This is a genomic window from Micromonospora matsumotoense, assembly GCF_900091525.1.
GTDB lineage: Bacteria > Actinomycetota > Actinomycetes > Mycobacteriales > Micromonosporaceae > Micromonospora > Micromonospora matsumotoensis.
Map to the genome: position 1 here is coordinate 39,086 of NZ_FMCU01000011.1, position 13,227 is coordinate 52,312.

The window sequence follows — 13,227 nt, forward strand, 5'->3', positions numbered from 1 at the left end:
GGGAACGAAGGCTACCGTGAGGTGGTGCCCGAACTACCGGAGGTGGAAGCGCTCGCCGGCTATCTGCGTGAGCGTGCCGTGGGGCGACGTGTCGACCGGGTCGAGGTCGCCGCGATCAACGCCCTGAAGACGTACGACCCGGCACCCACTGCGGTGTCGGGCCGGGCGGTGGTGGACGCCCGGCGGCACGGCAAGTTCCTCGACGTGATCTTCGACGGTGACCTGCACCTGGTGGTGCACCTGGCCCGCGCCGGCTGGCTGCACTACCGGGAGGCGTTCCCGGCGACCGTCCCGCTGCGCCCCGGCAAGGGCCCGATCGCCCTACGGGTACGCCTCGACGACGGCTCCGGGTTCGACCTCACCGAGGCGGGCACCCAGAAGAAGCTCGCCGCCTACCTGGTGACCGACCCGACGCAGGTCCCCGGGGTGGCCAAGCTCGGGCCGGACGCGCTCGACGCCGACCTGGCCACCTTCACCGAACGGCTGCGCAGTCGACGGGGGCAGGTCAAGGGGGTGCTGACCGACCAGGCGGTGCTCTGCGGGGTCGGCAACGCGTACTCCGACGAGATCCTGCACGCGGCGAAGCTGTCCCCGTTCGCGATCACCGACCGGCTCACCGACGACCAGCTCGCCACCCTGCACGCGGCGACCCGGACGGTGCTCGGTGACGCGGTACGCCGCTCCGCCGGACACCGGGCGGCGGAGCTGAAGGGCGAGAAACGCTCCGGGTTGAAGGTGCACGCCCGCACCGGGCTGCCCTGCCCGGTCTGCGGCGACACGGTGCGGGAAGTGTCGTTCGCCGACTCCAGCCTCCAGTACTGCCCGACGTGTCAGACCGGGGGCAAACCGCTCGCTGACCGTCGGTTGTCCCGACTCGTACGCTGAGTGACAGACCGCCATTGTTACGGAGAGGTATCGCCCGCGGCGCGTGAAACCTCCCCGTCCGCGCTCTACCCCGGTGGCCGTCCATCGGTATAGTGGCTCGGTCCCCGGCTTCGAAAACTGACGTGAAGTCGGCCGGTTCCTCGTTGGCGACGCCAGACGCAAAGCCCCTCGGCTCCGCGTTTGGCCCGCTGCCAGCGTGGGGAGACGGGAACGGTGGGCGACCCGGGCCCCTCACGGCGAGTGAGCGGCGCGTGTCATGCGGGAGGACATGGGTTGAGGTGACGACAAGCCTCCAGCGCCCGGTAACCAACACAGGCCGGAGCAGACTCGTGCGGCACGTGGACAGCTTCGAGATCCAGCCGCCGACACCGCCGTCACACAACGGGGTGCCCCGGTCGGCCTGGGCACGCGCCCGCCGCCGGGTCTCCCGCTGGCACCGCCCGTACACGGCTGTGCTGCTGCTGCTCGACTTCGGAGCCGCCGCGCTGGCGAGTCTCCTCGCCATCCAGATCTTCGACCAGGCGGCCTCCGGCTTCTACGGCGTGGAGGAAGATCCCACCTGGTTCCACACCATCGCCTTCGTCCTACTGCCGCTCACCTGGGTGATCATTCTCTGGGGTAACGGGGCATACGACCGCCGTTACCTGGGACTGGGCCCGGACGAGTTCAAGCGGGTGATCCGGGGCGGTGTCGCGACCGCCGCGACGGTCTCGTTCGTCGCCTTCGCCACCGTGACGCAACTCTCCCGGTGGACGGTCGGCTTCGCGCTCCTCGGGGCGTTGGTACTCGTCCTCTTCGGCCGGATCACCGCGCGGTTCGTGCTGCACCGCATCCGGGGTCGGGCCGGACACGCCGGGCACCGGATGGTGCTGGTGGGCACCCTGCCGGAGTGCCTGGAGGTCTACATCGCGGTCACCCGCAACCCGAGCGCCGGCCTGGTGCCGGTGGCCATCCACATCACCGACGGGTACGCCGCCGCCCGGGGCATCGAGACCCCCGTCCCGGTGTACGCCGGCCGGGACGTGCTGGCCCTGGTCCGGGAGGTCGGCGGGGACACCATCGCGGTCTGCGGCTCGGCCAGCGCCGAGCCGGGTGAGCTGCGCCGGCTGGCCTGGCAGTTGGAGGGCTCCGGCGTCGACCTGGTGGTCGCCCCGCAGCTCACCGACATCGCCGGCCCCCGGGTGCACATCCGCCCGATCGAGGGCCTGCCGCTGCTGCACGTGGAGGAGCCGACCCTGTCCGGGCCGGCGCTGCTGGCCAAGAACCTGATGGACCGGGTCGCCGCCGGGCTGGGCCTGCTGATGCTGGTGCCGGTCTTCCTCGCCGTCGGGCTGGCCATCCGGCTCTCCGACCCCGGGCCGGTCTTCTTCCGCCAGCCCCGGGTCGGCCACGAGGGGCGGACCTTCCAGGTCTGGAAGTTCCGCACCATGTACGTCAACGCCGAGGAACGACTCGCCGGCCTGGTCGACCAGAACGAGACCGACGGCATGCTGTTCAAGATGAAGCAGGACCCCCGGGTGTTTCCGGTGGGCCGCTTCCTGCGGGCCTCCTCGCTGGACGAGCTGCCCCAGCTGATCAACGTGCTCTGGGGGGAGATGTCGCTGGTGGGGCCGCGTCCGCTGCCCGCCGACGACGGCGACTTCCTGGGCGACGTACGGCGTCGGCTGCTGGTCCGTCCGGGGATGACCGGCCTGTGGCAGGTCTCCGGCCGCTCCGACCTGTCCTGGGACGAGGCGGTCCGGCTCGACCTGTACTACGTCGACAACTGGTCGCTGGCGTACGACCTGAGCATCCTCTGGCGGACGGTCGGTGTGGTGCTGGCCCGCAAGGGCGCGTACTGAACCCCTTGGCGTGGCGGCCCGGACAGGCCAGGATCGCGGGGTGGGTGGCAACCTCTCCGCCGTGGTCGGCGTCGTCTCGCTGGTGACCGCGCTCGCCGCCGCGCTCTGGGCGGCGCTGCGGCTGCGCGGTCGACGGGGCATCGCCACCGCCACCCAACGGGCCACCTACGAGGTGCTGCACACCGCCGGCCTGGCCGCCGAACCGCTGCGCACCGGACTGCACCCGGCGGGCGCGGCGAAAGCCGTACGCCATCTGCGGGCGTTGGTGGGGGCGGCCGGGCTGGCGTTGACCGACGCCGACACGCTGCTCGCCCTGGACGGGCGCGGCGGGCACCACGGCGACCAGTTGCTCGCGGCGGCCCGGCGGGTCGCGGAGACCGGCCGGTCGACGGTGCTGGGCGAGTCGGAGCTGCACTGCGACCGGGTGGACTGCCTGGTCCGGGGGGCGGTGGTGGCGCCGCTGTCGGCGGACGGCCGGGTGGTCGGGGCGCTGGTCGCGGTGGCCGACGGGCCGCCCGCGCCCGGCCTGGTGCAGGCCACCCTGGAGACCGCGCACTGGGCCGGCAACCAACTCTCGCTGGCCGAGCTGGACTCGTCGCGGGAGCGGCTGGCCCGTGCCGAGATCCGGGCGTTGCGGGCGCAGATCAGCCCGCACTTCATCTACAACGCGCTGACCGCGATCGGGTCGTTCGTCCGCACCGACCCGGAGCGGGCCCGGGAGCTGATCCTGGAGTTCGCCGAGTTCACCCGGTACTCCTTCCGGGCGCACGGGGAGTTCACCACCCTCGCCGAGGAACTGCGGTCCATCGACCGCTATCTGACCATCGAGCGGGCCCGGTTCGGCGACCGGCTGCAGGTGCGGTTGCAGATCGCCCCTGAGGTGCTGCCGGTGACCCTGCCGTTCCTCTGCCTCCAACCATTGGTGGAAAACGCGGTCCGGCACGGGTTGTCGCGCAAGCCCGGTACCGGCATGGTGAGCATCGAGGCCCGGGACGCGGGTGCCGAGTGTCACATCACTGTGGAGGACGACGGAGTGGGGATGGACCCGGCCACGCTGACCGCGGGGATCGCCGAGCTGACCCGGGCCGGCAGCGACCCGACCGACGACCCGGGCCAGCACGTCGGCCTCTCCAACGTCGACGAGCGGCTCCGCTCGGTCTTCGGCGACGGGTTCGGCCTGGTCGTCGAGACCGGGCCGGGCTCGGGCACGAAGGTGAGCCTGCGGATTCCGAAGTTCCACCCGGGCGTACGGGCCGGCGCGTGAACGAGCGGGCCGGCACGGTGAACGCGTCCGGGTTCCTGCGGGTGCTGGCCGTCGACGACGAGCCACCGGCGCTCGACGAGTTGGCGTACCACCTGCGGGCCGATCCCCGGGTGGCCCGGCTGCACACGGCGGGTGACGCCACCGAGGCGCTGCGGGTGCTGCGGGACACCGACGTGGACGTGGTCTTCCTGGACATCCGGATGCCCGGCCTGGACGGGATGGAGCTGGCCCGGGTGCTGCGCCGGTTCGCCCGGCCCCCCGCGATCGTCTTCGTCACCGCGTACGACGACGGGGCGGTGGACGCGTTCGACCTGGGCGCCACCGACTACGTCCGCAAGCCGGTACGCGCCGAACGGCTGGCCGAGTCGCTGCGCCGGGTGATGGGCTCCCGGGTGGTGCCGTCGCACCCGGTGGCGCTGGCCCGTGCCGAGGAGGACCCGACGATCCCGGTGGAGCTGGCCGGGACGACCCGGATGCTGCCCCGCTCGGCGGTGCGCTGGGTGGAGGCGCAGGGCGACTACGCCCGGCTGCACACCGCCGACGGGTCGCACCTGGTCCGGGTCTCGCTGGCCACCCTGGCCGAACGCTGGGCGGACGCCGGTTTCGTCCGCATCCACCGGTCGTACCTGGTGCAGTTGCGGCTGATCGCGGAGCTGCGCCTGGTCAACTCGGGGTACGTGGTGCTGATCGACGCCGCCGAGCTGCCGGTGAGCCGGCGGCACACCCGGGAGCTGAAGGACAAGCTGGTCCGGGCCGCCAAACAGGACTGGAACCGCTGACCCGGGTACGCGCTCGCGGCCATGATCGTCGCAATATCGGCGACGTTGCGGTGACTGGGCGCCCGGATGCCGCAACATCGGCCCCCTGGCGCGGGAACGGCGAAGGGCGCCCCGGCCGAGGCCGGGGCGCCCTTCGCGCGGGGGGCGTGGCTAGGAGGTGCTCGGCGTCCAGCCGCTGGCGGTCACCGTCGGTTTCGCGGTGGACCGACGACTGCCCGCCGCCGTGCCCGCGTACACCTGGAACGTGCCGACCACGTCGGCCACCAGGTGGGTGCTGCCGGACAGGTTGCTGACGTGGAACGCGTCCTGCGGGCCCAGCACCCCCAACACCCCGTTGGAGACGACCTGACCCGGTGCCGGGTTCAGGTTGCTCGCCGTCGGCTTCGGCCGGCCGGTGTCGGCGGGCCAGACCGTGACGACGGTGTTGGCCGTGGGAGCGACCGCGGTGACGTTCATCGCCAGCACCTGGGTCGCGTCGGTCACCATCGCGGACGGCGCGGTGACCTTTCCCATCGCGTTCGGCCCGAGCGCCGTCGGCAGGCCCTGCCCGACGCGGCTGTCCACGATCCGGGTCGGACTCATCGGGGTGAACCGCATCCCGTCGACCTCGGTGCCGTCGTCGACCACCCCGACCAGGTCCACCACGATGTGGGTGGTCGCCGAGGTGTAGAGCCGGTACCGCGCCGCGCCGGTGGCCCCGTTGCAGCTGCCCGAGGGGCACGGCATCGTCTTCACGTACGTCAGGTTCGGCACCACCTTGCCCGCCGCGTAGTTGACGGTGGACGTGTTCGGCCGTGGCCCCTCACCCGACCAGACGGTGAGGAAGCCCGCCTTCTGCGGGCTGACCGCCGTGACGTTCAGGATCAACCCCTTCACCTTCGGGTTGTAGCGGGGGAAGTCGATCCAGGCGTTGAACTCGCCACCGGCGGGAATCACCCCTCGGGTGCGGGTGTCCATGACCCGGAAAGGCTCGTACCACTGCACCTGGGCGCCCATGCCGCGGGCGGCCATGACGCTCTCGTCTCCGGCGTAGAAGCCGATCACGTCGATCACCACGTCGGTCTCACCGTTGCGGTTGTAGACCGACACGTCGCCGCCGGCACCGAGTTTGACGGTGGCGTGGTTGGAACCCAGCCACCCCTTGGCGAAATTGATCGTGGAAGCTGTCGGCAGAGCCTCCCCGCCCGGATAGACGGTGACGAAGCTGTTCGCCGTGGGACCGCTGACGGTCACGTTGAGCACCGCGGCACCGATGCCGGTCCACGGCAGCCCGTCCCGACCGGCGACCTTGAGGTCGATCTTCCGCCCCGCGCCGATCTTGCCCTTCACCCCGCCGTTGCCGGTACGCGTGTCCATGATCCGGGTGGGCGTCGCCATCGGGTAGTAGGTGCCGACCACGCTGCGGACCGCCGACACGTCGAGCGGCACGGCCCGCCGCCCGGCCACACTGTTGTCGGGCAGGTGCAACACCGCCCTCCACTGACCGGGGGACGTCGCCCTCGACCGCACCGTCACCGCGCACTCGGCCCCGACGGCCAACGTACGACCCGAGCAGGTGTCTTCGGTCACCTCGAACCGGCCGGCACCCGTACCGGCGACGACGGCTGCCCCGAACGTGCTCGGGACGCTGCCGACGGCCCGCACCCGGACGGTGCGGCTCACCCGGTCGGCGACGTCCACCGTGCCGAAGTTGAGGCCCGCCGGAGCGGTCACGGCGGCGACGTAGTCCACCGAGGAGTTCCAGCGGATCTCTCCGGTGATCGCCACCACATCGCCGTCGCAGTGGAACTCGTAGGAGGCGCCGAAGGCCGTCAGGGCTCCGGACACGTCGTGGGCGACGTCGCTGACCGTGATGGATCCGTTGGCCCGGGCACAACCACCGGCCGTGCTGCTCATGTCGAACAGCGCCTGGGTGGCGTCCCGCCCACCCCGTACGGTCGGATAGGTCTGACCGGCGTGCCACGTCTGCCCGGCGGGCGGCGCGGCGTCGACCCGGACGTACCGGTCCGACCGGATCGCGGTGATCCGGAACTGGTCGCCGGCACCGGTGGCGGCGTCCATGGTCTCGGTGGAGCCGTCGTAGACGGTGGACTCGGTGATCGGGCCGGATGGGCCTTCGGCCAGGTCCACGGTGAGGATCGTGTATGGCGCGGTGGGCGCGGCGAGAGCGACCGCCGGCAACGCGGCGGTGAGGCAGGTCCCGGCGACGAGAACGCCGACCAGGCTGCGGACTCTGTTCATGAGGACCCCGTGGTGTCAGAGAGAACTGACCGGGGGTGGGGCACAGTCCAGTGCGCCGGTGCCCCACCCCCGGATCGGATCAGCGGCGGACCGGAGCGGACGCGCCCGCGCCCACCACCGTCGGCCGTGCGGAGGTGCGGGCGGAAGCAGACCCGACGTGACTGTCGGTGCCGGAGTACCGGTAGAACGTGCCCACCACGTCCGCCACCAGGTGGACGTCGCCCGAGAGGTTGTGCACGTTGAACGCCTGGTTCGGCCCCAGCTGACCGAACACGGCGTTGGAGACGGTCTGCCCCGCTCCCGGGTTGAGGTTGCTCGCGTTCGGCCTGGGCCGGGTCGTGTCGGCAGGCCAGACCGTGACCACCGTGCTCTTCGTGGGCGTCACCGCGGTCACGTTCATCGCCACCACCTCGGTGGTGTCGGTGAGCATGGCCGACGGCGGGGTCACCTTCCGGACCGAACCCGGACCGAGCACCCCGGGGATGCCCAGCCCACTGCGGCTGTCGACGATCCGGGTGGGGCTGCGCGGGGTGAACCGGAGGCCGTCCACCACCGTCGCGTCGTCGATCACACCCACCAGGTCGACCACGACGTGCGAGGTCGCCGAGGTGTAGACCTCGTACGACGGTGCCCCGTAGGAGTCACCGGTGCAGAAGTCGGCGTAGCAGGGGCTGGACTCCACGATCGCCAGGTTTGGCACCACCTTGCCGGCCGCGTAGTTGACGGTCGACGTCGCCGGCACGTCCCAGCCGCCCTTCCAGGCGGTCAGGTAGCCGTTCTTCTTCGGCGAGACGGCGGTGATGTTGAGAACGTAGGCCCGGACGTGGGAGCGGAACTCCGGGACGAAGTTCACCCAGCCGGTGATCGACCAGCCACCCGGCAGGGCGCCGCCACCGCCCGAGCGGGTGTCGAGGATCCGGACCGGGTTGAACCACTGGTACTGGCCGCCCATGCCCTGGCTGGCCAGTGCCGCGTCGCTACCCGCGTACCAACCGACCACGTCGACCACGGCGTCGGTGGCACCGGCGTGGTTGTAGATCGACACCTTGCCACCCGAGCCGAGCTTGACGGTGACGTTGTTGGAACCCAGCCAGGACTTCGGGAAGTTGATCGAGGAGGCGGTCGGGCGTCCTTCGCCGGCCGGGTAGACGGTCAGGAAGCTGCTCGCCGTCGGGTTGGCCACTGTCACGTTCAACACGACCGAACCGGCACCACTGGACGGCACCCCACCACGGCCGGTGATCTGGAGGTCGACCTTCTGCCCGGCCCCCAGCTTGCCCTTGCGGACGCCCAGCCCGCTGCGGGTGTCCATCACCCGCGACGGGCCGACGGCATAGTAGGTGCCCACGGCGGTGTCGACCGCGCTGAACTTCAGCCGCACCAGCCGCTTGCCGTAGGGGCTGTCGTCGGCCAGCACCAGGTTGGCGGCGAAGGAACCGGCCCGCCGGGCGGTGGCAGCGACCGTCATCGTGCAGCTCGCCCCCGGGTCGAGGGTCCGACCGGTGCAGTCGTTGCCGGTGATCAGGAACGACGCGGGATCGGTACCGGCCAGCGTCGCGCTGCCCAGGGTCACCGGCAGGCTGCCCGCCGAGCGGTAGGTGACCTTACGCGTCTGGGCCGGGCTCTCGACCTTGAGTTCACCGAAGTCCACCGGCGCGGGAGAGGACAGCAGGGCCGCGTACTCGACGTCGGAGTTCCACCGGATCTCACCGGTGGCGTCGCCCCGGTTGTCGCAGTTGTAGGAGTACGAGGCGGCCAGGCCGGTCAATTCCTGAGTTTCCGGGTCGAAGGCGGCCGACCGCACGGTGAGGCTGCCGGTCGGATTTCCGCAACCCCAGTCGGACGAGATGTCCAACCTCGCATTGTCCGCGTCTCCGAACCTCGTCGTGGGGTACGTCCGGCCAGCGACGAACTGCTCGCCCGTCGGGGCCTTGAACAGGAGAGAGAGCCGGGGGTCCTGCGGGCCGTCCCGGAAGTACATCCACGTGCTGCCTTCGGTCTGCGGTTGCACCGACACGGTGAACCCGTCAGCGGAGAAGACCCTCGACTCGACCGCAGGGGAGGAGGTTTCTCCGATGTCGATCGTGACGAGCGTGTACGGCGCGGTGGGCGCGGCCAGCGCCGCCCCCGGCAGTACGGCCAGCGCACAGGCCCCGGCGACGCTCATGCCGAATAGAGCGCGAAAAATGCGCATGAATACCCCGTGAAGAAGGAAGAGTGATTGTGGACCACACACTATGGGTGGTGATCACGAGCGGCAAGGCCATATCGATGGAATGCCAAGAAAGGGCATTGCGCCCTTACCGGATCGACGACCGGCACCATGCCCGGAGCGGGTTCACCCTGTGTGGGGGGCGTCCGGCATTCACCGTCGGGAGAACGCGAGAGCGCCCCGACCGTGTGGTCGGGGCGCTCTGCGGGTGACGACTGACGGTCAGCCGTCGGGGTGGCTGTCGGTCAGCTCCGGTTCGCGGCCGGAACCGCGCTCGGCTTGGCCTTGCCGCCCTTCAGCGACGAGGCCGACTTGGCCTTGGACGCCGGCGGGTAGTAGAACGTGCCGACCACGTCAGCGACCAGGTGGGTGCTGCCGGACAGGTTGTTCACGTTGAACGCGTCGTTCGGGCCGATGACGCCGAGCACGCCGTTGGAGACGACCTGGCCCGCGTACGGGTTCAGGTTGCTGGTGGCGGGCTTGCCGATGCCGTCGAAGTCGGCCGGCCAGGTGGTGATGACCGTGTTGTTGGTCGGGGTGACGGCGGTGACGTTCATCGCCAGCACCTCGGTGTCGGCGGTGAGCAGCTCGGACGGCGTGGCGACCTTGCGGGTGCCGCCGGCCGGGATGGCCCCGGAGATGCCCAGGTTGGAGCGGCTGTCGACGATCCGGGTCGGGCTCAGCGGCGCGAACCGCATGCCGTAGGCGGACTCGCCGTCGTCGACCACACCGACCAGGTCGACCAGGACGTGCGCCGCCTGCGAGGTGTAGATGTGGAACTTCGGCGCACCCTTGGTGCACCACTCGTTCAGCTCGGTGCCGGTGCAGGGGGTGGTCTGCACGAAGGTCAGGTTCGGCACGTTCTTGCCGGCGAGGTAGTTCACCGTCGAGGCGGTCGGCCGGGCGCCCTTACCGGACCACGCGGTGAGGAAGCCGGACTTGGCCGGCGCGACCGCGGTGACGTTGAAGACGAACGACGTGACGTGCGGGTTGTACTCTTCGCCGAAGTTGAGCGAGTACTCCAGCACCTGGCCGGCCGGGGGCTTGCCCTCCGGGTCCTCGCGGCTGTCCCACATGCGCTCCGGCAGGTACCACTCGTACTGGCCGCCGTTGCGGTTGGTGAGGCTGTTGTCGCCCGCGTAGAAGCCGACCACGTCGACGATCACGTCGGTCGAGCCGCTGTTGTTGAAGACCGAGACCTTGCCGTTGGCAGGGAGCTTCACCGTCACGTTGTTGGAGCCCAGCCAGCCCTTGGCGAAGTTGATCGAGGAGGCGGTGGGCCGCGACTCACCCGTCGGGTAGGCGGTGAGGAAGCTGGCGGCGCTGGGACCGGCGACGGTCACGTTCAGCACGACCGCGCCGACGCCGCTGGCCGGTACGCCACCACGGCCGGCGACCTGGAGGTCGACCGTCTTGCCGGCGCCGATCTTGCCGACCGGGGCGCCCACACCGGTGCGGGTGTCCAGCAGCCGGGCCGGCGCGACCGGGTAGTAGGCACCGGTCACGTCGTCGAGGGCCGCCGCCTTCTGCAGCGGCGCGGAGACCGGAGCCGCGGACGCCGTGCCCGGCACCACGGCCAGTGCACATGCTCCGGCGAGAGTCGCGCCGAGGATAGTGCGGATTTTGCGCATAGAGACCCCGTGTTCGAAGAGAAAGGATTGGCCGCCCCAGCGTAGGGGCCTGGGTCAATGCCGGCAAGGTCGATACAGATGACCGCCCGGTGACGTTCCGGTGAGGACGAATCAGACTTAACGCCATCGTCATCCTCGGCTTACCGTCGTCGTCCACAGGGCGACCGCCTTGTCCACAGGTTGTCCACACCCCCCGGTGGACGACACTTGACATTCGGGCGGGGCAGGCGAGACTGCCCGGGTGACCGCCCACGACGATCCGGAACCGACGCCCCGGGACCCCGGGCCGCCGCCCGCCCGGCCGGCCGGGCGGGTACGGATCGTGCTGGCCGGCGTCTCCCGGCGGGACACCCGGGCCGACCACACCCGCACCGAACTGGCCCAACAGACCCGGGTCGGGGAGGCGCTGGTCCGGGGCCTGATGCGGGCACAGCTCACGCTGGCCCTGCGGTTGAGCCTGCTGGTGCTGATCGGGCTGGGCGGGCTGCCCTGGTTGTTCGCCATCGCACCCCCGGTCGGCCGGGTCACCGTGCTCGGCGTCAACCTGCCGTGGCTGCTGCTCGGGGTGGTCTCCTTCCCCTTCCTCATCGCCGTCGGCTGGGCGTACGTGTGGCTCGCCGAACGCAACGAGCAGGACTTCGTCGACCTCGTCCAGCGGCCGGAGCGCTGAGGTGGGCAACGGGTACGTCGTACCGGCGATCGTCGCGGTCACCCTGGTCACCGTCGGCATCGGCTTCTACGGCCTGCGCCTGGCCCGGACCACCTCCGACTTCCTGGTGGCGTCCCGGACGGTCAGTCCGACCTGGAACGCCGCCGCCATCGGCGGGGAGTACCTGTCGGCGGCGAGCTTCCTCGGCATCGCCGGGCTGATCCTCAAGTACGGCGTCGACGTGCTCTGGTACCCGGTCGGCTTCGCCGCCGGCTACCTGGCGCTGCTGCTCTTCGTCGCCGCGCCGCTGCGCCGCTCCGGCGCGTTCACCCTGCCGGACTTCTGCGAGCTGCGGCTCGGCTCCCGCCGGCTGCGCACCCTGGCCACCGTCTTCGTCATCTTCATCGGCTGGCTCTATCTGGTGCCGCAGTTGCAGGGTGCCGGGCTCACCCTGGCCACGGTCGCCGGCTCGCCCTACCCGCTGGGGGCGCTGCTGGTCGCGGCGGTGGTCACCACCAACGTGGCGTTCGGCGGGATGCGGGCGATCACCTTCGTCCAGGCCTTTCAATACTGGCTGAAGCTGACCGCGCTCGCCGTACCCGCGATCTTCCTGGCCCTCCAGTGGCAGGCCGACGCCCGCCCGGCGGTGACCCCGCCCGACGGCCCGGCGTTCCGCACCGCGACCACCGTCGTGGTCGAGCACCGCGCGGCCCTCACCTTCCCCGACGGCACCATCCGGGAGGTACGCCCCGGCGACGAGCTGAGCTTCGCCGCCGGGGACCCGGTGCCCGAGGTGTCCGGGGCGGCCACCGGGGCGGCTGACTGGTTGCTGCCCAGCGCCGCCGGGGACGACGACCGGGGCCTGTTCGCCACCTACTCGCTGATCCTGGCGACATTCCTCGGCACCATGGGACTGCCGCACGTGCTGGTGCGCTTCTACACCAATCCCGACGGCGCGGCGGCCCGGCGGACCACCCTGGTGGTGCTGGCCCTGGTCGGCGTCTTCTATCTGCTGCCCACCCTGTACGGCGTGCTCGGCCGGATCTACACCCCGCAACTACTGGTCAGCGGGCAGACCGACGCGGTGGTGGTGCTGCTGCCCGAGGCGGCGCTGGGCGACGGGGTGACCGGCCGACTGCTCGCCGCGCTGGTCGCCGCCGGGGCGTTCGCCGCCTTCCTGTCCACCTCGTCCGGGTTGCTCACCAGCGTCGCCGGGGTGATCTCCACCGACGTACTGGGGCGCGGCTCGGTACGCGGCTTCCGGCTGGCCACGGTGATCGCCGGCGGGGTGCCGGCGGTGCTCGCCCTGAACGTCTCCGGCCTGGACGTCTCCCAGGTGGTCGGGCTGGCCTTCGCGGTCGCCGCGTCCAGCTTCTGCCCGCTGCTGGTGCTCGGCATCTGGTGGCGCGGCCTGACCGACCTCGGCGCGGCGGCCGGGGTGCTGGTCGGCGGTGGGGCGGCGATCGGCGCGGTGCTGGTCACCGTGCTCGGGCCACCGTTGTCCGGCTGGCCGGCCACCCTCACCACCCAGCCGGCCGCCTGGACGGTGCCGCTCGCCTTCACCGTGATGATCGCCGTGTCGATGGCGACCCGACGCCGCACCCCGGTCGACGTCGGGGCCACCATGCTCCGCCTGCACACACCCGAGTCACTGCGTTCCTGACCGGTTCGTCCCGGTCGCCCGGTGCGCCGCCGGAGGCACCCGGGCCGCGACGCGACCGATGG

General features: G+C 71.2%; 9 protein-coding genes. 6 read left to right on the plus strand and 3 right to left on the minus strand.

Annotation, left to right across the window (positions count from 1 at the left end):
* Positions 1 to 24 precede the first annotated feature (24 nt).
* The 4 genes from GA0070216_RS21060 to GA0070216_RS21075 all read left to right on the plus strand — a co-directional run bounded on the left by GA0070216_RS21060 (position 25) and on the right by GA0070216_RS21075 (position 4,769).
* A complete protein-coding gene (locus tag GA0070216_RS21060) occupies positions 25 to 885 on the plus strand; it encodes an Fpg/Nei family DNA glycosylase (protein WP_091249306.1) in 861 nt (286 codons plus the stop codon).
* Positions 886 to 1,214: 329 nt separating this feature from the next.
* Positions 1,215 to 2,726, plus strand: coding sequence for a sugar transferase (locus GA0070216_RS21065; RefSeq protein ID WP_091248869.1), 1,512 nt, complete (start codon positions 1,215 to 1,217; stop codon positions 2,724 to 2,726).
* A 40-nt stretch (positions 2,727 to 2,766) separates the two neighbouring features.
* Positions 2,767 to 3,990 carry a sensor histidine kinase gene (locus tag GA0070216_RS21070; protein ID WP_091248871.1) on the plus strand — a complete coding sequence of 408 codons (1,224 nt, stop codon included), beginning with the start codon at positions 2,767 to 2,769 and terminating at the stop codon, positions 3,988 to 3,990.
* Between the two features lie 17 nt (positions 3,991 to 4,007).
* Positions 4,008 to 4,769 carry a LytR/AlgR family response regulator transcription factor gene (locus GA0070216_RS21075; protein ID WP_091249309.1) on the plus strand — a complete coding sequence of 254 codons (762 nt, stop codon included), beginning with the start codon at positions 4,008 to 4,010 and terminating at the stop codon, positions 4,767 to 4,769.
* 150 nt (positions 4,770 to 4,919) lie between these two features.
* Here GA0070216_RS21075 and GA0070216_RS21080 read toward each other — a convergent pair whose 3' ends face one another.
* The 3 genes from GA0070216_RS21080 to GA0070216_RS21090 form a co-directional block, all read right to left on the minus strand.
* On the minus strand, positions 4,920 to 7,010 hold the full coding sequence (locus GA0070216_RS21080) for a hypothetical protein (RefSeq protein WP_091248875.1): 2,091 nt from the start codon (positions 7,008 to 7,010) through the stop codon (positions 4,920 to 4,922).
* A 79-nt stretch (positions 7,011 to 7,089) separates the two neighbouring features.
* A complete protein-coding gene (locus GA0070216_RS21085) occupies positions 7,090 to 9,204 on the minus strand; it encodes a choice-of-anchor D domain-containing protein (RefSeq protein ID WP_091248877.1) in 2,115 nt (704 codons plus the stop codon).
* A gap of 263 nt (positions 9,205 to 9,467) precedes the next feature.
* Positions 9,468 to 10,853: a hypothetical protein gene (locus GA0070216_RS21090; protein WP_141723152.1), complete on the minus strand. Its 1,386-nt coding sequence runs from the start codon at positions 10,851 to 10,853 to the stop codon at positions 9,468 to 9,470.
* A gap of 241 nt (positions 10,854 to 11,094) precedes the next feature.
* On the opposite strand from GA0070216_RS21090, the gene GA0070216_RS21095 reads away from it, so the two are divergent.
* Both GA0070216_RS21095 and GA0070216_RS21100 read left to right on the plus strand, forming a co-directional pair.
* Positions 11,095 to 11,523 (plus strand): hypothetical protein, encoded by a 429-nt coding sequence (locus GA0070216_RS21095; RefSeq protein ID WP_425413175.1) that lies wholly within the window; start codon positions 11,095 to 11,097, stop codon positions 11,521 to 11,523.
* A gap of 1 nt (position 11,524) precedes the next feature.
* Positions 11,525 to 13,165: a sodium/solute symporter gene (locus GA0070216_RS21100; RefSeq protein WP_091248882.1), complete on the plus strand. Its 1,641-nt coding sequence runs from the start codon at positions 11,525 to 11,527 to the stop codon at positions 13,163 to 13,165.
* Positions 13,166 to 13,227 lie beyond the last annotated feature (62 nt).

Bases quoted from the DNA above. Each gene is read 5' to 3' on its own strand.
- GA0070216_RS21085 (WP_091248877.1), bottom strand. From the start codon at position 9,204: ATGCGCATTTTTCGCGCTCTATTCGGCATGAGCGTCGCCGGGGCCTGT.
- GA0070216_RS21090 (WP_141723152.1), bottom strand. From the start codon at position 10,853: ATGCGCAAAATCCGCACTATCCTCGGCGCGACTCTCGCCGGAGCATGT.
- GA0070216_RS21080 (WP_091248875.1), bottom strand. From the start codon at position 7,010: ATGAACAGAGTCCGCAGCCTGGTCGGCGTTCTCGTCGCCGGGACCTGC.